Source organism: Streptomyces sp. NPDC003691 (genome assembly GCF_053981115.1).
The window spans coordinates 1-22,914 of sequence record NZ_JBSFNQ010000030.1 but is presented as its reverse complement, the minus strand read 5'-3'; the positions used below and the strand labels follow the sequence as shown (position 1 = coordinate 22,914).

Genomic DNA, 22,914 nt, shown 5'->3' with positions numbered 1-22,914 from the left:
CCCGCTGAGTTGTGGCTTCAAACGGAGCCCGAGAGCGAGTACCCGGCCAGTACGGCCACCGCACAGGCGGCGATCGCGGCCGGTACCCCGCTCAGCGCGGCCGGGCCCCAGGCCGCCCCGGCGACGGCGGCGGCCGTCAGGAGCAGCCCGATCGCCCCGGCGACGAGCGCCGAGGCCCCGGGTGTGCGGGGGCGCCGGGGGAGGGAGACGGCGGAACGGTTCATGAGCGCCATAGGCGTCCTCGGGTGTCCTTACGGAGGGGTGAGTGGCCTCCCGGCCGCCGGGCCGGGCCGGACGGACGGCGTGGAGCCGGGGTCCGGGCGGCCGGGGTGGAGCCGCGGTCCCGGGCCGGACGGCCGGAGTGGGGCCGGACGGACGTGGTGGGTCGGGACGGCCGGGGTGGGGCCGGACCCGGAGCCGGACGGCGGCCCGGGGCCGGACCTCTGGGGCCCGGTGGCGGCCGTCGCGCGGACGAGCCGACGGCGGCCACCGGGAGCCGGTGGGAGCCGGCCGGGACCGGTCCCGGCCGGCCCGCGGGTCAGCCGCTCTTGCAGCTCGTGGTGAAGCGGGCCGAGTGACCGGGCTTGATGTCCTCGAAGTAGCCGTCCCAGCAGTGCACGGTCGAGCCGTTGGCCATCCGCCAGTACCAGCCGGCGTATCCGCCGCAGGCGGCCTCCCAGCCGTACTTGCGGGTGTACCACTGGTGGGTCTCGGTGTCGGTGCGGTGGTAGCCGTCCGAGGCGCAGTACACCGAGCTGATGTACTGGCGGCCCCAACAGGGCGTGTCACCCGGCACATCGACGTTCATGCAGTGCGCGGGGTGCCGCGAGGTGCGGCTGAAGGCGTACGCGGAGCTGCCGCCGACCCAGCCGAGCCCGGTGACGGCCAGCGTCGCGGCGCCCGCGATCGCCGTCCGCATGAAGGTCCGCCGCTGGAAGCCGTTGGTCTTCGCGGCGGGCCGCGGCGCCTCGGGCGTGGCGGAGGTGGAGCGGATGTCGCCCGAGGTGGGCGTCACGGTCACTTCGGGGATGGACTGGAGGAAGGCACTGCTCATGATGCGACTCCCGTCGTGAGGGAAGAGGTGGTGGACGGCGGGGTGGTGCCGCCGGTGTACTCCTCGGTGAGCGCCGTGAGGGACTCCACGGAGCCGACGGGCTCCGCCGAGAGCATCGTTCCGTCGGCGTCGAGGACCAGCAGGGCGGGCTGGTAGGCCAGCAGCAGCGGCGAGGAGAGTCCGGGGCCGGGCAGGATCTCGCCCGCGCCGGTGTCGTTCCAGGTGCCCGAGCCGTCGATGTCGACCAGCACCGTGCGGTGCCCGGCCCGGCTCAGCGCGCTCCGCAGCCCGGCCCAGGCCGGGGCGACCTCCTCACAGGTGGGGCAGGTGGAGGAGACCACCAGGGCCAGGGTGCGGTGCCCGGTGTCGGGCGCGGCCAGGTCGGGCCACTGGCGGCCCGGATCACTCGTCGCGGCCGCCCCGGAACCGGCATTGGCCTCCAGGGCCCGCACCTTGGTGACGAGCCCGGCGAAACCGAAGGTCAGAAAGACGATGGCCGTCCAGGCGAGGACCAGCAGGGCCCACAGCAGAGGCTGCACCCGTCACGCTCCCCAGCGCACGTCGAGCGACTGGAGCAACTCCTCCTGGTCGGCCGGGGAGATCCCGATCCCGGCCGAGGCGTCGTCGTCGATCAGACAGACCGCCCTGGCCCCGGAGTGCAGGTACTTGCGGCCACGGGTCACCCCCGCGATGCCCATGGTCTTCACCCAGACCTGGCCGTTCTCCACGGCCTTGCCGCTGCTCTCCGGCACCAGCTGGGTGGCCTCGTCGGCGGGGTAGATGGTGACCGAGCCGCCGGAGGTGAACTTGACCCCGTACATGCTCCAGGTCCGCAGGTCGCGGGTGCGCGGCTTGACGACGAGCCCGGCCCGGGTGTCGGTGAGGGACAGCCGGTCCAGGACCTGGGTGACCGCGCCCGCGTCGACCTTCGCGCCCGAGAACTCCATGATCAGGCAGTGGTGGGGGCCGGACCAGATGCCCTGCCAGCCGCTGCTGTCGGCGTTGGCCAGCAGCTGGAGCGGTCGGTTGTTGTACGTGACTTCCTGCACCACCCGCGACTTGTGCACCTCTATCAGCCCGGCCGGGTAGCCGCGGTCGGTGATACTGATACCGACGCCGAGGGACGGACCGGTGAGGCGGAAGTGCCAGAACCAGTCCTCCTGCACGGAGCGGGCGCGGCAGGCGAAGGACACCCAGCGCCCGTTGGGCGCCAGGGCCTTCGCGGTCTGCAACGTGGCCTGCATGAGACCTCCAGTGTTCGGAAGAGGGGCCGGGAGCTGCCGGCCCGTGGGACGTTCGGCCTGTTCCGGGCACACCGCGCCCGGGGCCACGGGGGTCCCCGGGGGCCGTGGGAAGTGCGCCCGGAAGGAACCGTAGAAGGCCCTTCTGTCCCGCTTCTGTCCGTTCTCTCACGGTCTGCTGCGCACCCGCTGTGTGCTTGCTGCACCCCGGCTGCCCTCCGGCTGTGCGGCTGCTGAGGACGGTCTGTGACGGTGCTTCGGAGGCGCTGCGCGGGTGCTGTGAGCCCGCTGCGCCGCGGCCGCTCCGGTGCTTCACTGCCGCTGGTCGGCCGTTCGCGGCCCGCTCACCACCGCCGTACGGCCCGCTCACTGCTCGCTGACAACCCGCTTACACCCCCCTGACGTGCGGGTTTTAGCGTTTGCGTTCGTTGACAGAGCAGAGCCCGGCTTGGAAGATCTTGTCCGGAGGTGTCCGCCGGCCGGTGCCGGTCCCGGTCTTCAAAACCGGTGGACGTTGTCCCTTACGCGTCAGCGGGTTCGACTCCCGTCCACCTCCGCTCCATTCGTCAGCGGCACGCCGGCGCCTCTGCCCGGGACAGCGTCAGGAGTGAGATGAGGAAGAGCGGCGCCCCCGGGCGGATACCGTCGGTGCGGGAGATCCTGGACGATCCGCAACTGCGCGCCGCAGCCGAGGCGATCGGCCCGGCGGAGGCCCGGGAAGCCGCCCGTGAGGTGCAGCGTTCCTTACGGGCCGGGCGGGTGGGCGCCGCCGTTCCGCCCGCCGCCGGTGCCCCGGCCGGTGTGCCGGACGCCGCCTCCGCGGACGGCGGTACGCCCGCGGGCCCTCCGCCTGCCGGTCTCCCGCCCGCCGGATCCGCGCCCGCCGGTCTCCCGCCCGCCGGATCCGCGCCCGCCGCCGGTGAACCCGCGGGTCCCGTGCCCGCCGCCGGTACGCCCGCCGGGCCCGCACTGTCCGCCGGGCGTCCGGAGCCCCTCCGTACGGTCGCCGACGCCATCGCCGAAGTGGTCGCCGCGCTGCCGCCCGCCCCCACCCGGCACCGCCGGGTGGTCAATGCCACGGGTGTGCTGGTGCACACGAACCTGGGCCGGGCACCCCTCTCCCGGGCCGCCGTCGAAGCGGTCGCCCATCTCGCCGGAACCTCCGATCTGGAGCTGGACCTCGTGGCGAACCGCCGCGGACCGCGCGGCCGGGGCGCGCTCGACGCGCTCCGCGCCGCGGTACCGGCGGCGGGCGGCGTCCATGTGGTCAACAACAACGCCGCCGCCCTGGTACTGGTGGCCACCGCACTCGCCGGGGGCGGCCGGGAGATCGTGGTCAGCCGGGGCGAACTCGTGGAGATCGGGGACGGGTTCCGGCTGCCGGAGCTGCTGGAGAGTACGGGAGCGCGCCTGCGGGAAGTTGGTACGACCAATAGAACGACGGCCGACGACTACGCCCGCGCCATCGGCGACAACACCGCGTTCCTGCTCCAGGTCCACCCCTCCAACTTCGCGATGACCGGATACGTCAGCACCCCGTCCGTCGCCGAACTCGCCGTGCTGGGAAGCCCCCTGGTCGTCGACATCGGCTCCGGACTGCTCGCCCCGCACCCCCTGCTGCCCGCCGAGCCCGACGCCGCCACCGCCCTTCTCCAGGGCGCCGCCCTGGTCACCGCGAGCGGCGACAAACTCCTCGGCGGACCCCAGGCCGGACTGCTCCTCGGCGACGCGCCGCTGGTGGAACGGCTCCGCCGCCACCCCCTGTCGCGTGCCCTGCGTACCGGGAAGCTCACCCTGGCCGCCCTGGAGGCCACTCTGCGCGGACCGGTCTCCCCACTGGAGCACGCCCTGACCCGGCCGCTGTCCGAACTCACGGCCCGAGCGGAGTCGCTGACCCGGCGGCTGCGCGCGGCGGGTGTCGACGCGACCGCCGAGCCCTCCGAGTCGGTGGTGGGCGGCGGCGGCGCCCCCGGCGTCGTCTTCCCCTCGGCGGCCGTCTCGCTCCCCGCGGACCTGGCACCCCTGCTCCGTACCGCCGTTCCCGTCCCCGTGCTGGCCCGGGTCCACCGGTCCCGTCTCCTGCTCGACCTGCGCCCGGTCCCGGACGAGGACGACGAGGTGGTGGCCCGGGCGGTGCTGGGGGCCTGGGAGCGGTGGTCCGGCGGGGAGCGCGGTCCGGGAGCCGCCCGATGATGGTCGTGGCGACCGCGGGCCATGTCGACCACGGGAAGTCGACGCTGCTGCGCGCGCTGACCGGTATGGAGCCCGACCGTACGGAGGAGGAGCGGCGGCGGGGCCTCAGTATCGACCTCGGCTTCGTCTGGACGAGCCTTCCCCGGGGCGCGTCGGGCGCCGGTGCCTCCGGGCCTTCGGGGCCGGACGCCCGCCCCGCAGCCTTCGAAGTCCCCGCAGCCCCCGCAGCCCCCGCAGTCCCCGCGGCCCCCGACGACCGGGTCGCGTTCGTCGACGTACCCGGCCATGAGCGCTTTCTCGCCACCATGCTCGCGGGCGCCGGACCCGTCCCCGCCGTGCTGTTCGCCGTCGCGGCCGACGGCGGCTGGATGCCCCAGTCCCAGGAGCACGCCACCGCCCTCGACGCCCTCGGCGTACGCGACGGACTGCTGGTCGTCACCCGCAGCGACCTCGCCGACCCCGGCCCGGCGCTCGACCGGGCCCGTACCGCCCTCGCCGGCACCGGGCTCGCCGGGCTGCCCGCCGTCGCCGTCAGCGCCCGCACCGGACAGGGCCTGGCCGGACTCCGTGCCGCGCTGGCCGCGTTACGCGACCGGCTGCCCCCGGCCCGTACCGGCGCTCCCGTACGGCTCTGGGCCGACCGGGCCTTCACCCGGACCGGGCACGGGCTCGTTGTCACCGGCACCCTGCGCGAAGGCTCCCTCGCCGAGGGGGACGTGCTGCACGGCCCGCCCGGGCAGCCGCCGCTCACCGTCCGCAGCCTCCAGGAGCTGGGCAGCCCCACCGCCCGCGCCACCGGCCCCGCCCGGGTCGCGGTCGGCCTCCGCGGCGAGGCCCCGCGCGCGGGACTGCGCGGTACGGCGCTCTGCGCCCCCGGTGCGTACTCCTTCACCGGGACCGCCGACGTCCGGCTGGCCGGAGCCGTACTGCGCCGTATCCCGCCGGGGCTGACCGTGCACATCGGCTCCGCCGCCGTCCCCGCCGAGGTCCGCCGCTTCGGCCGGGGCACCGCCCGGTTCACCCTCGCCCGCCCGCTGCCGCTCTGTATCGGCGACCGGCTGGTGCTCACCGAACACCGCCGGGTGGTCGGCAGCGCGGTCGTCCTCGACCCCCTGCCGCCGTACGTCGGACCGCGCCGCGCGGGCGGACGGCGGGCCGACGCCCTCGCCGCGCACCCCGGCACGCCCGACGCCGGGCACGAGACCGAAGCCCGCGGCCTGGTCCGCGCCGAGACCCTGCGCCGGATCGGGGTCGACTGCTCCGCCGCCGCCCCCGTCACGGGCGACTGGCTGGTCTCGTCCGCCGAGCGCCGCAGGATCGCCGCGGCCGTGACCGCGGCCACCGCCGACGGCGAACCCGCCGAGGCGGCCGTGCTGAGCAGACGGCTCGGACTGCCCGACCGGGCCCTGCTGGCTGCGCTGCTGCCACCGGACCGGGCCCTGCGCGCGGGCCGGATCGTCCGCGCCGACCGCGCCGACCCCCTTCCGGCCGCCGCCCGCGCCCTGGTGGCGAGGCTGGAAGCCGCGCTCGGCCGGGGCGAGTTGCTCGCCCCGACACCCGCCGAACTCGCCGCGCTGGGCGTCGGCCGACGCGATCTGGCACTGGCCGTCCGGACCGGACGGCTCGTCCGGCTCTCGGACACGGTCCATATGGCGGCGGGGGCACCGGAGCACGCCGCCGAAGCCCTCACCCCCTTTTCCGAACATCCGTTCACCGTCTCGGAGGCGCGGATCCGGTGGAACGTACCCCGGCGGATTGCCCTCCCTCTTATCGAGCACCTCGACCGCACCGGAATCACCCGGCGCGGTCCCGACGACCGGCGCACCCTGCACCCCACCCGATCCCGCACAAGGGAGAACAGCACGTGAACGGCTTGCGGATGACCCAGTACGGGCGAGGAGGCGGCTGTGCCTGCAAGATCCCGCCCGGCGAACTGGAGACCTTACTCAGCGGTCTGACCGATACGGCCCCCGGTGCCGGCCCCGGCACCGCGTCCCCCGGCGGCAGCCCCGGCACCGGACCCGGTACCCCCGGCCTGCTCGTCGGACCGGAGCACGGCGACGACGCGGCCGCCGTCCGGGTCGACGGCCCCCTGGCGGTCATCTCCACCGCCGACTTCTTCACCCCGGTCGCCGACGACCCCTACACCTGGGGCCGGATCGCCGCCACCAACGCCCTCTCCGACGTGTACGCGATGGGCGGCACACCCGTCATGGCGGTCAATCTGCTCGCCTGGCCGCGCGAGACCCTGCCCATGGAACTCGCCCGCGAGGTGCTGCGCGGCGGGCTGGACGCCGCCAGGGCCGCGGGCTGCGCCGTCGCGGGCGGCCACAGCGTCGACGCCGCCGAACCCCTCTACGGCATGGCGGTCACCGGCACCGGCGACCCCGACCGGCTGATCACCGTCGACCGGGCCCGCCCCGGCACACCCCTGACCCTGACCAAACCGCTGGGCGTCGGGGTCCTCAACACCCTCCACAAGGTGACCGGCGAGGTGTTCCCCGAGGCCGTCGAGGTGATGACCACCCTCAACCGGGACGCGTCGGCCGCCGCCGTCGCCGCCGGGATCCGGGCCGGAACCGATGTCACCGGCTTCGGACTCCTCGGCCACGCCCACCGGGTGGCCCGGGCCTCCGGTGTCACCCTCGCCATCGACACGGCCCGGGTGCCGGTGCTCGCGGCCGCCCGTACCGCGGCCGCGCGGGGCAGTATCAGCGGCGGCAGCCGCCGCAATCTGGACTGGGTGGCACCCCACGCCGACCTCGCCGCCGCCGACGAGACCACGGCCCTGCTGCTGGCCGACGCCCAGACTTCGGGCGGTCTGCTTCTGGCCGGAGAGCTGCCAGGTCATCCGGTCATCGGAGAGGTCCTTCCCTTCGGGGGCAGCACCGTGCTGCTCCGCTGAACCTCAGGACCATCCGACACCGACCAACGACGAATCGGGGTTCCACCATGCAGAGAGCCGGTGACATCGACCCGGGGCTCCTCGCCGAGAGCCGCGGTTGGCCGGCCACCACCGACGCGTTCACGGCCCGGCCGGGGGGCCGGGCCGTGAACGGCGGGCGAGGAGCGGGTGCGGAGGGCGGCCCGCGGCCCGCGAGCAGCGGCCCGTACGACCCGAAGCCCCCGAACGAATCCAGGCCCGCGTACGAATCCAGGCCCGCGTACGACCCCCGGCCCCTGACCGACGCACGGCCCTTGACCGACGCACGGCCCGCGTACGAACTCAAGCCCGCGTACGGCCCGAAAGGGCCCTACGGCCCCCCGGCCCCCCACGGCCCCTCCGTTCCCCACGGCCCTTCCATTCCCCCCGTTCCCTCCGCACCGCCCGTGTCCCACGACCCTTCGGTCTCCCATCAGCCGCCGGTCCCGCACGGGCCGACGGCCCCCTACCCGTCCCCCGTCCCCGAACCGCCCGCCGTACCCGCCGTACCCGTCCCGCCCGCCGGGTCCGCTTCCCACGGCCGGGCGGGCACCGGCCACCGGCCCGCCCCCACCCACGGCGGGCACGAACGCCACACCGCCTACGCCCTGCCCACCGTCCCCGGACCGGCTGATCCCGGCCATGATCCGGACGACGACGACCCGGGGGAGGGCGGGCCGGTCCACAGCGTCGGCATCCTCGGGCCGGTCGTGCTCCTCGGCCCCGAGGGGCCGACCGCACCCTCCGGATCCGTCGTACGGGCCCTGCTGGGCAGCCTGGCGCTGGCCCATCCGCACCCCGTGAACGCCGACACCTTCGCCACCCGCCTCTGGCCCGACCGTACGGCTGCCCAGGCCCGGCAGTGTCTGCACACCGGCGCCCACCGGCTGCGCTCGTGGCTGCTCAATGCCACCGACGGGGGGCTCGGAGTGGTCACCCAGCCCTCCGGATACGCCCTGACCGGTGGTGAGATGCCGACCGACCTGGCCCGTTTCCGCCATGCCACCGAACGGGCCCGGCAACTCTCCGACCCACAGCGCCGGCTGCGCCACCTCCAGCACGCCCATTCGCTCTGGCGCGGCCGGCTGCTGGAGGGCATCCCCTCCGAGTGCGTGGACCACCAGGCACAGCAGTCGCTGATGCTGGAGCACACGGGCCACCTTCAGGACCTGGCCCGGGCGGCGCTGGAGGCCCGCAGGCCGCGCGAGGCCATCGTGGCCGCGCGGCGCGCCTGCGAGGAGGACCACTTCAACGAGTCGTCCCACGCACTGCTGATGGACGCGCTGACGGCCGCGGGCATGCGGGTCGCGGCGCTCGATGTGTACGAGCACATGCGCAACCGGCTCAACCGGTCCCTGGGCATCGCGCCCGGCGAGATTCTCAAGCAGGCCAGGGGCCGGGTGATCGGCCGCTGACCGCGGCCGCCCTCCCGATCCGGAGGGGGCCGGTGCCCCGAGGGAGCCGTCGACCGCCGACCGGCGGCCCCCGTACCCCAGCGTCCCCGTACCTCCGCGCACCCGGGCCCCCGTGTCCGTACCCCGTCCTCGTACCCCCGCTCTCCATCCCTCCCTCTCCCCTCTCCTTCCCCCTTACCCTCGCCGGACCGATATCCCTTGACAGAAAGTCCAGTTCTGGAAAATCTGTCGAGCATGACGACCGTCCGCCCCGCCCCCGCCTATCTCGACGAACGCTCGGGCCGCACCTACCCCCTCACCGACCCGCACCGCTGGCGCGGCGACGACGGAGCACCGCTGTCCGTCACCCCGCTGCCCGGCCCCGCCCCCGCCGCCGTGGACACCGCCCGCCGCTCCCTCTGGCGGTACCGCGCGGCCTTCCCGCTGCCGCTGGCGCCCATCACCCTCGGCGAGGGCTGCACCCCGCTGCTCGACGGCGAATGGGAGGGCGTGCCCGTCTCGTACAAGGCCGAATGGGCCAACCCCACCGGCAGCTTCAAGGACCGCGGCGCCAGCCTGCTGATCTCCTACCTCGCCCACCACGGCATCACCGAGATCATCGAGGACAGCTCCGGCAACGGCGGCTCGTCGATCGCCGCCTACTGCGCCGCCGCGGGCATCCGCGCCCGGATCCTCGTCCCCGAACACACCTCACCCGCCAAAATCCTCCAGACCCGGGCGTACGGCGCCGATATCGAACGCATCCCCGGCGACCGCGACGCCACCGCGGCCGAAGCCCTGCGGCGCGCCGAAGCCGGAGCCGTCTACGCGGGACACAACTGGCACCCCTTCTTCCTCCAGGGCACCAAGACCCTCGCCTACGAGATCTGGGAGGACCTCGGCTTCCGCGCCCCCGACAACGTGATCACCGTCGCGGGCGCCGGCAGCACGGTCCTCGGCTGTGCCACCGGCTTCGGCGAACTGCTGGCGGCAGGCCGTATCGACCGGCTGCCGCGCCTGCTGGTCGCCCAGCCCGCCAACTGCGCCCCGCTGTACGCGGCGTTCCGCGCCGGGGCGGAGCACGAGGTACCCGTGGCGACCGCCCCCACGATCGCCGAGGGCACCGCGATCCGGCACCCCGTACGCCTCCCCGAGGTGCTGCGCGCGATCCGGGCCTCGGGCGGTGATCTGCTCGTCGTCCCCGAGCAGGCCATCGAGGAGGCCGTCCGGGGGCTGGCCCGGAAGGGCCTGTACGCGGAGCCCACCAGCGCCACCGCCGCGGCTGCGGTCACCGGCTTCGCCCGCCGGGGGCTGATCGAACCCGGGCAGCGGACCGTGGTGATCCTCACCGGCTCGGCGCTGAAGACGGCCCCGGTGATGGAGCGGATCCTCGGCGGGGACGCCCGGTGACCGGGCCGCTGCCCCGGCCCCGGACCGCGGCGGAGGGCGCCGGGGGCGCCGGGCCCGGCCCGGTCACCGCGCCGCCCGTATCCGGCCCGGTGACCGCCTCCGCCCCCGTCCCGCCCGCGCCCCGCGCCGAGGACGAACACCTGCTCCGCGAGGCCGAGAAGATTGCCGCCGCCGTCGGGAGGATGCTCCCCGGCCTCTGCGAGGTCGTCCTGCACGATCTGCGCGACCCCGCCCACGCCGTACGCGCCGTGGAGAACCCCCTCTCCGGACGCCTCCCGGGCGACCCCGCCACCGAACTCGGCCTCGCCCGGCTCCAGGACCCCGACTTCCCGGACATCGTCCAGAACTACCCCAACCGGTTCCCCGACGGCCGCGCCGCCAAGAGCACGTCCATCGGCATCCGCAACAGCGAGGGCGCGTACATCGCGGCGCTCTGCCTCAACCTCGACGTATCCGCCCTCGACCGCGTCACCGGCCTCCTCCACCGCCTCACGGCCACCACCGGCGAGCCGCCGGTCCCCGAGACCCTGGTACCCCGGACCCTCGACACGCTCCGCGCGGCGGTCGAGTCCCGGGCCGCGGCCCACGGCCTCACCCCGCGCGAACTCCCGCCCGCCGCCCGCCGGAACCTGGTCCGCGCCCTGCGCGCCGACGGCCTGCTCGACCTCAGGAGCGCGGCGCAGAGCCTCGCGACCGTCCTCGGGGTCTCCCGCGCCACCGTCTACAACGACCTGAAGGACAGCGACCCGGGGGAGAACGGCCCGAAGGAGGACGGCGGCTGACCCTCCGGCCCGTCCGCGCCACGGCCCATCCGCCCCACGGGTCACCCGTTCCCGGATCCGGCTGCGCGGCCGGAGGCGGACCCGGCATGGTGGAGCGGACGGGCCGGACCGGTACGGCGGCCCCGCGGCACCGGCGGAGGGGGAGCGGCGCAGGACCATGGGTGAGCTGATCGCCTCCCGCTACGAACTGGTCGACCAGATCGGATACGGGAGCACCGGTGTCGTCTGGCGGGTCTGGGACTACCGGGACCGCCGCTATCTCGCTGCCAAGGTGACCCGGCACGGTGCCGCCTTCGACCTGCTCTCCTTCGTTCGCGAGTACTCCGGACGAATCACTCATCCCCATGTGCTGCTGCCGCACCGCTGGGTGGCCGACGGCGACAAGATCATGTTCCTGATGGATCTCGTCGACGGCGGCACATTGGCCCACCTCGTCGCCGACCACGGCCCGCTGCCGCCTCCCTGGGTCTGCGTCCTGCTGGACCAACTGCTCGCGGGGTTGGAGGTCGTGCATGAGACGGGTGCCGTACACCGCGGCATCGACCCCGCCGCCGTACTCCTGAAGGCAACGGACAGGGACGAGCCGCATCTGAGGCTGGCCGGATTCGGCCTTGCCCGGAGCCGGGGCGAGCGGCGGCTGCTGGAGGCCCGCTACACCGCGTTCTCCGCGGCCTTCACGGCACCGGAACAGACCCGGGGCGAGGAGCCGGACCATCCGGCCGATCTGTTCTCCGTCGGCGCCATGGCGCTTTACCTGCTGCAAGGCAACGAGCCCGGCCAGGTGTTCACCCTGCCCAACCTCCGGTCCGCGGGGAACCCGCCGGACGGGGTCCCGGAACTCCTGTGGCCCGTGATCGGAAGCCTGATCCACCAGGAGCCCCTGCGGCGTCCCACCGCGACGGCAGCCCGTCATGGCCTGATCGATGCCCTCACCTGTCTTGACCCCTCGTTCCTGGACGACCCTCCGGGCGTCCCGTCCCGGCTCGGGCCGCTGCCTGCGGGGTTCGGGCCGTCCGGCCCCCGCCCGGAGCACCGCGCCCGCCGGAGTACGGCCCGGGGCCGGACACCCCCCGCCGCCGGGCGGGCCGGGCGGACGGCAGAGGCTACGCGGCCGCCGAAGCCGCCGGAACCCGTACCGCTCCCGCCCGATCTCACCGCTGCCGACGCCGAGAACGCCGCGGAGACCCTCGAACACACCCTGGCCCGGCTCTTCGTACGGCTGGGCTCGCCGCCCGAGCCCACCGAACTCGACTGCACACCCGCTGGTACCGGGGACGGAGGCGCACAGCAGTGAACGTGGAGGACAACAATCCCGCCCCGGGCCACCCCCTGCCGGGCCACCCCCTGCCGGGACCGGCCGCGGACCCGGACCCGGTCGTCTCCGCGGGGCTCGACATCGCCATGAAGTGGGGCGCTGCGCTCGGCGGCCCCGAACAGCTCAAGATCGCCTTCGAGGCGCTGGAGCCCCAGCTCAAGCGGGAGCACCAGATCCGGCTCAAGCAGATCGAAGTCCGCCGCGAGGCCGCCCGGCAGGAGGCGGCGGACGCCCGGGCCGCGGCGGAACTCGCCGCCGACGCCGAACGGGAACAGCGCCGCCACTCCTTCCGGATGGCGAGCCTCTACGCGGGGGTGACCGTCAGCGTCGCGATGCTGGGCGCCGGGGTCTACGTCGCCCGGGACGTGTGGTGGCTGGCCGTGCTGCTCTGCGGCCCCAGCCTGATCGCCCTGGCGAAGATCTTCGTCCTGCGGCGCTCCGACGCGGGCGATGTCCGGGCGGTGGGCCGGGCCGCCCGGGACGCCACCGCCGCCGCGGCCCAGGCCCAGCCGCCACCGCCCCCGCCGGTGCCCTGAGCCCCCCGGCGGAGACGAGGTGCGCGTCAGCCGTTCCGGGACGGGCGGTACGCCAGTTGCACCTGGCGGGCGCGATTGCGGCGGCCGGTCAGGGTGCCGCGGCCCGGGGGCTGCCGGGACGGTATGACCGAGCCGAAGAGGGCCCCCTCGGACCGGTCGCCCGAGAGCGTGATCGCGGGTGCGCCCTGTTCCCGCAGATACTGGAGCAGCGGCTCGTACAGTGCCCGGCTCGCACCCGCCGAACTCCGGCACAGCACCAGCCGCAGGCCCACGTCCCGGGCGAACGGCAGATGCTCCAGCAGCGGGAGGAGCGGATTCCCGGACGCCGTCGCGACGAGGTCGTAGTCGTCGACGAGGAGGAACAGGTCCGGCCCGGTGTACCAGCTGCGGCTCCGCAGTTGCTCCGGGGTGATGTCGGGGGTCGGCAGCCTGCGCCGGGCCAGGTCGGTCAGCGCCGCGACATGCGGCTGGAGCCCCAGCCCGGGGACGTACTGCGTGACGTGCTCCGGGGGCAGCTCGCCGAGCAGCGACCGCCGGTAGTCCACCACGATGAGCTGGGCCTGGTCGGGGGTGTAGCGGGCGGCGATCCGGTGGGCCAGCAGCCGCAGCAGGGACGTCTTGCCGGATTCGGACTCGCCGAAGACGACGAGCCAGGGATCGGACTCGAAATCCAGGCCGAAGGGCTGGAGCGTCGTCTCGTCCAGGCCCAGCAGGATCTCGTCCCCGGCCCCGCCCGCGGCGGCGGGCAGCGCGCTCTCGGGCAACAGGACGGGCAGGGCGCGGACGGGCGGGGCCGGCGGGCCCGCCCAGTTCGAGCGGACGGCGGCGACAAGATGTGCCGTGGCCTCCGTGAGCCCGCTGTCGGCGGCGGGGCGGCCGTCCAGCCGCGGTACGGCGGCCAGGAAGTGGAACCTGTCGGAGGTGAGCCCGCGGCCGGGGACCCCGATCGGTACGTCCTCCGCGGCCTTCCGGGAGATCTCCGACTCCGAAGGGTCGGAGAGCCGCAGCTCGACACGGGTCCCGAGATGGTCCCGGAGCGAGGTGCGGACCTCGGCGTAACGGGTGGCCGTGAGCAGCAGATGGATTCCGTAGCCCAGGCCGCGGGTGCCGAGGTCGACGACGGCCGTCTCCAGCTCCTCGTACTCGCTCTTGAACCCGGACCAGCCGTCGACGACCAGGAAGACGTCCCCGAAGCGGTGCTCGGGCCACCGGCCGCCCGCCCGGCCGGAGCGGTAGGCGGCCATCGACTCGATGCCCTCGGCCCGGAAGAGCTCCTCCCGCACCGAGAGGACGGCGGACACCTCGGCGACCGTACGCCGCACATGCTCCGGTTCCAGCCGTCCGGCGACCCCGCCGGTATGCGGCAGCCCGCTGAGCTGCTTGAGCCCGCCGCCGCCGAAGTCGAGGCAGTAGAACTGGACCTCGGCCGGAGTGTGGGTCAGGGCGAGGGAGAGCAGGGCCGTCCGCAGCAGGGTCGACTTGCCCGACTGCGGGGCGCCGACGATCAGACCGTTGCCGCCGGGGCCGGAGAGGTCCAGGAGCAGCGGTTCGCGGCGCTGCTGGTCGGGCCGGTCGACCAGCCCGGCGGGGACCTTCCGGCGGCCGAGCGCGGCATAGCGCGGGGGGTGCAGTCCGCGCTCCGGCGTGCACTCCAGCTGCGGCAGCAGCTCGTCGAGGGCGACCGGATCGCCGAGCGGCGGCAGCCATACGGGGTGGGCGGGCGGCCCCTGTCCGGCGGTCCGCCCGACCAGGACGTCCAGCAGGCTGGCGGAGAAGCCACCGAAATCGTCGGGCGCGCCGGACGTCCCGCCGGGGGTCCCGCCGGAGGTCCCGTCCGGGCCGGACGGGAAGGCCGGATCACCGTTCTGCGGGTGCGGGTGCGGGTGCGGGTGCGGGTGCGGGTGCGGGGTGCCGGGCCCGGCCGGGTCCGGACCGCCGCCGGGTCCGGCAGCGGCGCCCGCCGGGACGCCCACCGGGACGTCCGCCGGAACCTCCGCGGGGCCGCTCCACGGCACCTCCGCCGGGTCACCGGCCGCCGCACCCACCGGTACGACCGACCGGTCAACGGCATCAGCGGCACCTTCGTCGCGGGGAGTTCCCGGCCCGGCACCGGGCTGCCCGTCGCCGGACGGCGCGAGCCGCGGATCGGCCGGGGGCCGGTCGCCGGACATGCCAAGGTCCTCGGATTCCCCGCTCTCCCCGCTCTCCCCGGAGTCGCGGGGTGCCACCACGGCCACCACGGCCACCCCGTCCGGCAGCTCCGGCGGCTCCGACAGCGGCGGCAGCTCCGGCCAGGCCCCGGATCCGGCCCCGGGATACGGCACGTACCGTGCCGCCCCGGCCGACGCCGCCCCCACCGGCTCCTTCAGCGCCGGCTCCTGCACTCCCGGAAGCCCCGGAAGTCCTGGATGCCCCGCAACTCCCGTGAGTCCCGGCTGCGGCGACACCTGGGGCGCGGAGACATACGCCGCCCGGAACCGGGTCAGCCGGTCGGTGCCGTCCCGCAGATATCCGGAACCGGGCAGCGACGGCAGATGGTAGGCGTCCGGGACGCCGATCACCCGGCGGGACTCGGCCGAGGAGAAGGTGCGCAGCCCGATCCGGTACGAGAGGTACGTGTCCAGCCCGCGCAGCTTTCCGTCCTCCAGGCGCTGCGTGGCCAGCAGCAGATGCACCCCGAGGGCCCGGCCGATCCGGCCGATCATCACCAGGAGTTCCAGGAACGCGGGCCGTACGGCGAGCAGTTCGGAGAACTCGTCGATCACCACCAGCAGCGAGGGCACGGGGGCCAGCGGCGCACCGGCCGCCCGGTCCGCCTCGTAGGCGGCGACACTGCCGTAGTTGCCCGCTTTCCGCAGCAGTTCCTGGCGGCGGCTCAGCTCGCCGCCGAGGGCGTCGCTCATCCGGTCCACCAGCGCCGGATCGTCGGCGAGGCCGGTGATCAGAGCCGAGAGATGCGGCAGCCGCTCGGTACCGGCGAACGTCGAACGGCCCTTGAAGTCGGCGAGCACGAAGTTCAGGGAGCGCGGTGAGTGGGTGACGGCGAGCCCGAGGACCAGGGTCCGCAGCAGCTCCGACTTCCCGGAGCCGGTGGCACCGACACAGAGGCCGTGCGGGCCCGTCCCGCCCTGCGCGGACTCCTTCAGGTCGAGCAGCACCGGGCGGCCGTCCTCGCCGACCCCGATCGGCACCCGGAGCCGCTCCTCCGGCGGGCGCGGCGCCCAGGCGGCGGCCGCGTCGAACCGTCCGGCGTCCTCGATGCCGTACAGCTCGGTGAAGGGGACGTCGGTACGCGGCGGACCCGCCGTGTCCGGCCGTACCCCGAGCCAGCGGTCCCGCATCCGCCGTACCGTCTCGGTGAGCGAACGGCGGGCGTCCGCCGGGTCGGTGACCTCCTCCAGCTGGGGCACCGCCACCCGGAACCGCCGCCGGTGCGACAGCGCCCAGCCGACCCCCAGACCGCCGGAGAGAGTGGCGTCGATCTGCGATTCGGCCGGATCGTCGAGGGGCAGTTCGACCCGGGTGCCGAGCAGGCCCAGCAGGCTGGGGCCGAAATCGGTCCAGCGGCGGGCCGAGGCGATGAGATGGACGCCGTAGTTGAGACCGGCGTTGGTGATCCGGTGCACCTCCTGGGCGAAGTCCGGCAGCTCCCAGTCGAAGTCGAGCCAGCCGTCGACGACCAGGAAAACGTCGCTGCCGCTGTCGTGCGGGAGGCGGCCCGCGGCCCGCAGCTCGCGGAACTCCTCGACGGAATCGATGTCCAGATCGCGGAAGAGGGCCCGGCGGGCGGCCACCGCGTCCTTCAGCGCGGTGAGGACCCGGCCGACGGCCTCGTGCTCATGGGCCGCGGCCAACTGCTTCACATGGGGGACCGACCGCAGCACCCCGAGCCGGTTCACGGCCCCTTCCAGCAGGTAGAACTCGGCCTCGTGCGGGGTGTGCGTCAGCGTCAGCGACATCGTCAGCGAACGCAGCAGAGTCGTCTTGCCGCTGCCGAGACGGCCGATGACGGCGACGTTCCCGCTCCGGCTCGACAGGTCGAGGCAGGTCGGATCGGCACCGGTGGCCGCGGGCGCCCGGCCGATCGGGACGATCAGCCGGGACGCGCCCTCCCAGGCGTCGCAGATGAACCCGCGGTCGGGCGTGTCGACGGGCGGCGGCAGCAGGGAGCCCAGCACCAGCTGGTCGCGCTGCGCGCCCCGCGGGGGCAGCCCCGTGGCCGGGTCGGTGCGGGCCGCGTAGGCGATCGGTACATGGCCTTCGTACTGGCCGGACTTGGTGGGCGTCTGCTCCGGGCCGGTCTGGTTGACGACCGCGTCGTGCACATAGGTGTACAGCTCGTCCGGGGTGATCACACCGTCGCGGTCGAGGTCGGCGAGGCCGGAGGAGAGGCCCTCGTTGAGGGCGGCCGTGAAGCGGGACACCGGGCGGGCGTTGTCCAGGGTGAGCTGCTCGCCCTCGTAGGCGTACTCCAGCGCCGTCGACGCGGTGATCACGAAGGTGCCGCGGCCGACGAGTGCGGCCTCGACGTCGACGGGTGCCGGGGACATCGGGGTGGCCCGGTGGAACAGTCCGCTGTAGCAGCAGTCCAGCAGGACGATCTTGGTGCGGGCCTCGCACTCGTCCAGCAGCTGATGGATGAGGTCGGCCCGGACGGCGGTGGTGTGCGGCCGGTTCAGGTCCGTACCGATGGTCGCGAAGAACAGCCGGTCGGTGTCGTTCCGGATGCCGTGGCAGGCGAGGTAGAGCAGCACGAGATCATCCGGCGACCGCCGGCTGAGCAGCGCTTCGATCTCGCGCTCGATCTCCTCCTTCGGCCGGTTGGTGAGCGTCCGGACGAAGTCGAAGCGGCCCACCGCCTCGTCCTTGAGCAGGCCCGCCAGTTCGTCGGCGCCCCGGGCGGGCGACCGCAGCTGGTTCAGCCCGGGGTCGACATAGCCGTCAGTTGCGACCAGCAGTGCGATCCGGCGCCCCGCCATTCCCGCCGCCCCCGCCTTCCGGCTCACCGCCGTCTCCGCTACCGCTACCGCTGCCGTCGGCGTCGGCGTCCGCGCCGGCGGCGATCCGGGCCGCCACGACCTCGACCAGCCGCTCCTGGTCCTTCGCGGACAGCGCCCGGAAGGAACCCTTGTTGCCCTCGAACTCCCACTCCACGGCACGGGCCTTGGACCGCTGGACATAGGCCACCAGCACATTGCCGAGCGCCTTCAGCCCGGCGGCGGAGAGGACCCCGCTGACCACGAGCGTACCGATCTCGTACCCGGCGGAGGCCATCGAGCCCTCCGGGGCCTCCGTCTCCTTGCGGGCCACGCCGTACCGGCCGAACGCCCGCAAGTCCTTGTACAGCGCCTTGACCTGACGCTCCACCTGCTCGGCGGACGCTCCGTCCCCGGCGTCCACGCGCAGTACCAGCTCGTACACCCTGCCTCCAGGCCGTGTCCGTCCGACTGAACCACAGACGGCTGATCGTATAGCGCCCGCGGTCACCACATCCGGCCGTGAGCGCTACTCCACCCCTACTTCCACTCCACTCTCACTCCACGCCTACTCCACTTCGATGCCGTACTCCTGGATGAGCTGCTCCAGACCGCCCGGGTAGCCGTTGCCCCCGGCGACGAACTCCCAGTCGCCGTTGGCACGGCGACGGAAGGAGCCCAGGACCAGGGCGGTCTCGCCGGAGCGGCCGTCGGAGACGGCCAGCCGGTCCAGGGGAGTGCCCTCGGCATCCAGCAGCCGGATGGCCGCATCGGTGAAACCGGAGAGGTCCGCCGCGGGGTTCGCCTCGGGATCGACGGCGGCCACGACGACCAGCCGGTCGGCCCGGGCCGGCAGGGCGTCGAAGTCGACCCGGATCGCCGCCTTGTCCGGGGCGACGGGTATCAGCGCGCGGACCGAACCGTCCGGTGTCCGGGGGTTGTTGTAGAAGACGAAGTGGTCGTCGTCGAGGACCCGGTTCCCGCGGCAGACCAGCGCGCACACGTCCAGCGCGACCCGGCCCGACCAGGCCATTCCCAGCACATTGTGGTCGCCGCCGGGCTCCTCGTCCGGGGCGGACCGCGGGGCGGGCACCGCCCGGCCGCCGCCGAGCTGCCCGCGCAGCCCGTGCCGCTGGAGCAGGTCCACCAGCTCCGGGCCCGACACCAGCTCCAGCGGCTTGCCGTTGGCGAAGGCATGCGAACCGGGGCCGAAACGGGACGTCGTGACCAGGACGCCCTTGTTGGCACCGGCGTCCTGGACCGTGCCGTACAGATCGCGCACCGCCGTCGGCGGCACGGTGTTCCGGTAGCGCTTCACCTGGACGACGATCTTCCCGCCGCGGATCGGCGCCGGGTCCAGGGCATCGACGTCCACCCCGCCGTCGTTGGAGCGCCGGGTCGTCACGGCCTGCATGCCCATGGCCCGGAACAGCTCCGCGACCAGCTCCTCGAAGGCGATCGGGTCCATCTCGTACAGATCCGGATCGTCGTCACCGCCATGGGTGACGACTCCCTGGCCGATATCTTCGGGCACCCGCCCCGGCCGTACCGGCGCATACTGGTCGGGGCGCACCGACAACTGCCCCCGCAACCCGTCCACCAGGCAGTTCACCGCATTCACCTGCTCCAGACGGAGCGCGGTGAATACCGCGCGCGGCGCCGTCACCGAGCCGAGGAAGATGGCGGCACGACGGCCGGTCGCCGGATCGTGGTCATCGACGAAGCCGTTCAGCGCGACCGACTCCAGCGCCCCGAACTCGTCGGCCGCGAAGAGGTCGTGCAGCACCAGCAGCAGACACTGCGCCAGGACATCGCGGTAGAGCGCCCGGCGCTGGGTGACCGGCCGCGGCGACTCCTTCTCCTGATCCGCGTTGATCATGTACCGCACCGACTTCGCCTCCGGTACGACGGCGTACCGCGGCAGCTCCCAGTTGATCACCAGCTGGCGTGCGGCCGCGTCGTACGCCGCGGACACCTGCCGCGGCAGCTCCTCCGGCCAGCCCTCCGAGGCGTACAGCGCCGCGGAGAAGTACTCCACCGTCGCCTCCGGATCACGGCCCCGCAGCCCCGCCGTCATCTCGGCGATCCCCGCGTTGTGCCGCCGGATCTCCCCCAGCTGCCCATCGGCCCACTGCTGGTACTGCGCCCGGTACGCGGCCAGTTGCTGCTGCCGCTGCGCCTCGGCGGCCTGCGCCGTATGCCAGTCCCGCTCGAACCTGGCCCGCGCCTCCGCCTGAGCCTGCGCCCGCCGCGCCGCGGTCCAGCCGCCGCCCGCCTGGTAGTGGCTCTGGTCCGGCATCGGTACGGGCTGCGCCAGCCGCCCCGGCACGAAAGGCTCCACATACTCCGGACGCGTCAGCGCCCCCGCCCGGAACACCGGCGCCCGGCATCCCGCCACCAGCAGTCCCTGCAACGCCTCCACCCGCGCGTCCAGCTCCTGCGTCCGCCGCCGCGCCTCCGCCTCCCGCAGCTCCCGGTACGCCGCCCGCTGCTCCCGCTGCCTGCGCGCCACCTCCCGCTCCTGCGCGCGCTGATCCCTCTCCCGGTCCCGCTGGTACCGGGCCTGCGCCTCCGACTGCCGCTGCTGCTGCCGCTGCGCCTCGGCCCAGATTCCGGCCATTCCACTGGAGCGACGACTCATGCTCTACGGGTCCTCCCCACCGGCACCCGGGCATGCGCGCACCGGGCTCCGACCCCATAACCAGTAGTGATGAACCGACTCTAGTCGGCAACCGGGGAAGCGCCCATGCCCTTGGGACAGTTGCCTTCAGGTCACCCCGCTCACTCCTCGTCGGGGACCTTCGCGAACCAGTGGGTGTCGAAGTACCGAGCGGTGGAGTACGGGTGCCGGGGCTCCACGAGGATCCGGCAGACCAGCTCGGCAGCGGAACACTCGAACCGCTCCTCCTCGCCGTAGTTCCGTACGACGACGCCCCAGCCGTCGGGATCGCCGACCCGGGCCTGCCAGCAGAACATGTCCTCCTGCTCGGTGCCCGCCCACATGAGCAGAGCGTCCTCCTCCACGGACCACGGCTCCACGTTCAGATACAGATAGTCGTCGAAGACACCGTCCCCGAAGACCTCCACCATCCGCTTGTAGTCACGCGGCAGCCGGGTGCCCAGACGCCCCTCCACCGCCGCCCAGTCGGTGTCCGGCCGCCGCGGCCCCTCGTCCCAGCCGACGATCGCGGCCAGCCGGTCCACCCAGTCCTCCCCGGGTCCGGGCCCCCCGCCGGCCAACGGCCGCACCCGCCGCGCCACGGCCCCCAGCACCGCCCGCCCCTCCCCTCTCACACTGCCCACCCCGACCCACCGCCCGGCATACGCCCAGGCCCGCACCGTCACCCCCGGCCCGCCCAGCAGCGCGATCAGCTCCGCCCCGCCGTACTCGTCCACCTGCGGATCGGCAAACCCGTCGAGGACCAGCGTGCGCGGTGTTCCGTACCAGCCGGACACCATGTCGACGAGCATCTGCGGGTCGGTACCCGGGGGCGGAGCGAGCGGCCCGCTCTCGGTGCCGAGCCGCTTCAGCAGTAAGGCGACGGTCGTTTCGGTCAGCTCCATGACATCCAGTGAAGCCCACCCCACCGACAACGGGCCTTCCGGCCGTGTCCCGGGCCGGTCTCACGGCTCTCGACTCCCGGAGGCGACACCGGGACCGCTGCGACGGGGCCTCGTAACGCGCTGGCCCATAGCGCGGATTGGCGTTGATCGTATGATCCGAGCGTGGGAATCGCTGACATCACCCAAGCCCATTTTCCTCATGCCACGGCCGGGTACGACGAGACGCGTCTGCTGGTCTCTCCGGCATTCGGCAGCGCCGAATCGCGCCGCCACTGGAAGGACACCCTGGACCGGCAGGTGCCGTTCACCGAACCCGAGTACGCGGAGAAGGTGACGGATGAGCAGCTGAACCGCCTGAAGGAGCTCCATCCGGACGGACGCGCTCGGTTCTGGGGCGCCACAGCGCATCACGACGCCAGGATGGCGGAGGTGTCCACGGGCGACGTGGTCCTCTTCACCGGGAAGAACCATGTGCGAGCCGTCGGCGAGATCGGAGCCATATTCCGGAACGGTTCCTTCGCCGATGTGATGTGGCCCCCGAAGCACGGTGGTGAGGGCTGGCACACGGTCTACAGCCTCCGCCAGTTCGAGCGGACCGAGATTCCGTACGCTGCGTTGAGCGCTCTTCTCGGGTACAAGTCCAACTTCCAGTACCCGGGACAGCTGGTGGTTCGCGGTGAGCGGGCCCGCACGGCGATCGACGGTCTCCTCATCACCACCAGGACCGCCCTGGAGCATGCCGGTGCCGTGGCACCGTCGGCCGCTTTCAGCGAGCTGGATGTCGAACGGCAGAACACCCGCTCGGGAATGTTCGAACGAGAAGCGCAGCAGGTCTTCTTCAACCGGGACGAGTCGGCACTGGTCATCGAGTTCTGCGGATCACTCGCCGGTACCACGACGAAACGATTCTCCAGTGCTGCCGGCATCTGTGACATCTTCCTGGCAGGCCCCGGAGGAAACGAACTCATCGAGGCCAAATCACGCGTTGACCGCCGGTATGTTCGCGAGGCGATGGCTCAGCTGCTCGACTACGCGCGCTACGCTCCCGGCACACTCGACCGCCTCACCGCGCTCTTTCCCGAACAGCTCGAGCCCAAGGAGCGCGACCTCCTGCACCACTACGGTATCGACGTCATTCACCGGGTAGCCCCCGGTGTCTTCGAGCGGGTTCCCGCTCCCGACGAAGCCCGTGAGCGGATGCGGATCATGTGGGGGTCGCACGACCCCGGCCACTGACGGACCCGCCGCAACGGTGCTCGGAAGCTGTCCGGAGAGACGGAACGGGGCCCGCCGGACGTCTGTCCGACGGGCCCCGCACCTGAGTTCTGCCTAGCGCACGCTGCCGAAGCTCTTCCAGCCCGTGCCGATCCGCACCCCGGACCCGATACCGCCGGTGCCGTTTCCGGCGTAGCGGTAGAGGTCGCCGGTCGAGGTACGGCCCAGGATGTCGTCCTTGCCGTCCCCGGTGAGGTCGCCGATGCCGACGAAGTCGGCCATGCCGCCCCAGCCGGAGCCGATCTTCGTGC

17 protein-coding genes, 1 tRNA gene and 1 pseudogene are annotated in these 22,914 nt (G+C 73.7%); 10 read left to right on the top strand and 9 right to left on the bottom strand.

Annotation, left to right across the window (positions count from 1 at the left end):
* Positions 1-17: 17 nt before the first annotated feature.
* From ACWDR0_RS16585 to ACWDR0_RS16570, 4 genes are all read right to left on the bottom strand, one after another.
* Positions 18-224, bottom strand: a complete 207-nt coding sequence (locus ACWDR0_RS16585; protein ID WP_456352393.1) for a hypothetical protein — start codon at positions 222-224, stop codon at positions 18-20.
* A gap of 314 nt (positions 225-538) precedes the next feature.
* On the bottom strand, positions 539-1,054 hold the full coding sequence (locus ACWDR0_RS16580) for a hypothetical protein (RefSeq protein ID WP_456352392.1): 516 nt from the start codon (positions 1,052-1,054) through the stop codon (positions 539-541).
* Complete coding sequence (locus ACWDR0_RS16575) at positions 1,051-1,593, bottom strand: hypothetical protein (protein WP_456352391.1); 543 nt, start codon at positions 1,591-1,593, stop codon at positions 1,051-1,053. The genes ACWDR0_RS16580 and ACWDR0_RS16575 overlap by 4 nt, the downstream gene beginning before the upstream one ends.
* Before the next feature lie 3 nt (positions 1,594-1,596).
* Entirely contained in the window at positions 1,597-2,298 is a 702-nt protein-coding gene (locus ACWDR0_RS16570) for a hypothetical protein (protein WP_456352390.1), read from the bottom strand.
* A 461-nt stretch (positions 2,299-2,759) separates the two neighbouring features.
* On the opposite strand from ACWDR0_RS16570, the gene ACWDR0_RS16565 reads away from it, so the two are divergent.
* From ACWDR0_RS16565 to ACWDR0_RS16525, 9 genes are all read left to right on the top strand, one after another.
* Positions 2,760-2,857, top strand: a tRNA-Sec gene (locus ACWDR0_RS16565).
* Between the two features lie 50 nt (positions 2,858-2,907).
* Positions 2,908-4,488 (top strand): L-seryl-tRNA(Sec) selenium transferase, encoded by a 1,581-nt coding sequence (gene selA / locus ACWDR0_RS16560; protein WP_456352389.1) that lies wholly within the window; start codon positions 2,908-2,910, stop codon positions 4,486-4,488.
* Positions 4,485-6,356: a SelB domain-containing protein gene (locus ACWDR0_RS16555; protein ID WP_456352388.1), complete on the top strand. Its 1,872-nt coding sequence runs from the start codon at positions 4,485-4,487 to the stop codon at positions 6,354-6,356. The genes selA and ACWDR0_RS16555 overlap by 4 nt, the downstream gene beginning before the upstream one ends.
* Positions 6,357-6,367: 11 nt before the next feature.
* Entirely contained in the window at positions 6,368-7,393 is a 1,026-nt protein-coding gene (gene selD / locus ACWDR0_RS16550; protein WP_456352437.1) for a selenide, water dikinase SelD, read from the top strand.
* Between the two features lie 425 nt (positions 7,394-7,818).
* Entirely contained in the window at positions 7,819-8,826 is a 1,008-nt protein-coding gene (locus tag ACWDR0_RS16545; protein WP_456352387.1) for an AfsR/SARP family transcriptional regulator, read from the top strand.
* 234 nt (positions 8,827-9,060) lie between these two features.
* Positions 9,061-10,215 carry a threonine synthase gene (locus ACWDR0_RS16540; RefSeq protein WP_456352386.1) on the top strand — a complete coding sequence of 385 codons (1,155 nt, stop codon included), beginning with the start codon at positions 9,061-9,063 and terminating at the stop codon, positions 10,213-10,215.
* A gap of 89 nt (positions 10,216-10,304) precedes the next feature.
* Positions 10,305-10,997: a helix-turn-helix transcriptional regulator gene (locus ACWDR0_RS16535; RefSeq protein ID WP_456352436.1), complete on the top strand. Its 693-nt coding sequence runs from the start codon at positions 10,305-10,307 to the stop codon at positions 10,995-10,997.
* Positions 10,998-11,154: 157 nt separating this feature from the next.
* Positions 11,155-12,291, top strand: coding sequence for a serine/threonine-protein kinase (locus ACWDR0_RS16530; RefSeq protein ID WP_456352385.1), 1,137 nt, complete (start codon positions 11,155-11,157; stop codon positions 12,289-12,291).
* A complete protein-coding gene (locus ACWDR0_RS16525; protein ID WP_456352384.1) occupies positions 12,288-12,848 on the top strand; it encodes a hypothetical protein in 561 nt (186 codons plus the stop codon). Before ACWDR0_RS16530 ends, ACWDR0_RS16525 begins: the two co-directional genes overlap by 4 nt.
* 26 nt (positions 12,849-12,874) lie before the next feature.
* Here the strand turns inward: ACWDR0_RS16525 and eccCb are convergent, their stop codons facing one another.
* The 4 genes from eccCb to ACWDR0_RS16505 all read right to left on the bottom strand — a co-directional run bounded on the left by eccCb (position 12,875) and on the right by ACWDR0_RS16505 (position 21,388).
* Complete coding sequence (gene eccCb, locus ACWDR0_RS16520; RefSeq protein WP_456352383.1) at positions 12,875-17,854, bottom strand: type VII secretion protein EccCb; 4,980 nt, start codon at positions 17,852-17,854, stop codon at positions 12,875-12,877.
* Positions 17,790-18,269 carry a hypothetical protein gene (locus tag ACWDR0_RS16515; protein ID WP_456352382.1) on the bottom strand — a complete coding sequence of 160 codons (480 nt, stop codon included), beginning with the start codon at positions 18,267-18,269 and terminating at the stop codon, positions 17,790-17,792. The genes eccCb and ACWDR0_RS16515 overlap by 65 nt, the downstream gene beginning before the upstream one ends.
* Positions 18,270-18,392: 123 nt before the next feature.
* Positions 18,393-20,465: a restriction endonuclease gene (locus ACWDR0_RS16510; RefSeq protein ID WP_456352381.1), complete on the bottom strand. Its 2,073-nt coding sequence runs from the start codon at positions 20,463-20,465 to the stop codon at positions 18,393-18,395.
* A 140-nt stretch (positions 20,466-20,605) separates the two neighbouring features.
* On the bottom strand, positions 20,606-21,388 hold the full coding sequence (locus tag ACWDR0_RS16505) for a hypothetical protein (RefSeq protein WP_456352380.1): 783 nt from the start codon (positions 21,386-21,388) through the stop codon (positions 20,606-20,608).
* 162 nt (positions 21,389-21,550) lie between these two features.
* Here ACWDR0_RS16505 and ACWDR0_RS16500 point away from each other — a divergent pair, with 162 nt between their 5' ends.
* Positions 21,551-22,624, top strand: coding sequence for a hypothetical protein (locus ACWDR0_RS16500; protein ID WP_456352379.1), 1,074 nt, complete (start codon positions 21,551-21,553; stop codon positions 22,622-22,624).
* A 93-nt stretch (positions 22,625-22,717) separates the two neighbouring features.
* On the opposite strand, the pseudogene ACWDR0_RS16495 reads toward ACWDR0_RS16500, so the two are convergent.
* Positions 22,718-22,914, bottom strand: a pseudogene (locus ACWDR0_RS16495) (hypothetical protein); the annotation flags it as partial.

Excerpts from the sequence above, each read along its gene's own strand:
- ACWDR0_RS16585 (WP_456352393.1), bottom strand. The coding sequence starts at position 224 with ATGAACCGTTCCGCCGTCTCCCTCCCCCGGCGCCCCCGCACACCCGGG.
- ACWDR0_RS16580 (WP_456352392.1), bottom strand. The coding sequence starts at position 1,054 with ATGAGCAGTGCCTTCCTCCAGTCCATCCCCGAAGTGACCGTGACGCCC.
- ACWDR0_RS16570 (WP_456352390.1), bottom strand. The coding sequence starts at position 2,298 with ATGCAGGCCACGTTGCAGACCGCGAAGGCCCTGGCGCCCAACGGGCGC.
- selA (WP_456352389.1), top strand. The coding sequence starts at position 2,908 with ATGAGGAAGAGCGGCGCCCCCGGGCGGATACCGTCGGTGCGGGAGATC.
- ACWDR0_RS16555 (WP_456352388.1), top strand. The coding sequence starts at position 4,485 with ATGATGGTCGTGGCGACCGCGGGCCATGTCGACCACGGGAAGTCGACG.
- selD (WP_456352437.1), top strand. The coding sequence starts at position 6,368 with ATGACCCAGTACGGGCGAGGAGGCGGCTGTGCCTGCAAGATCCCGCCC.
- ACWDR0_RS16540 (WP_456352386.1), top strand. The coding sequence starts at position 9,061 with ATGACGACCGTCCGCCCCGCCCCCGCCTATCTCGACGAACGCTCGGGC.
- ACWDR0_RS16530 (WP_456352385.1), top strand. The coding sequence starts at position 11,155 with ATGGGTGAGCTGATCGCCTCCCGCTACGAACTGGTCGACCAGATCGGA.
- ACWDR0_RS16510 (WP_456352381.1), bottom strand. The coding sequence starts at position 20,465 with ATGAGTCGTCGCTCCAGTGGAATGGCCGGAATCTGGGCCGAGGCGCAG.
- ACWDR0_RS16505 (WP_456352380.1), bottom strand. The coding sequence starts at position 21,388 with ATGGAGCTGACCGAAACGACCGTCGCCTTACTGCTGAAGCGGCTCGGC.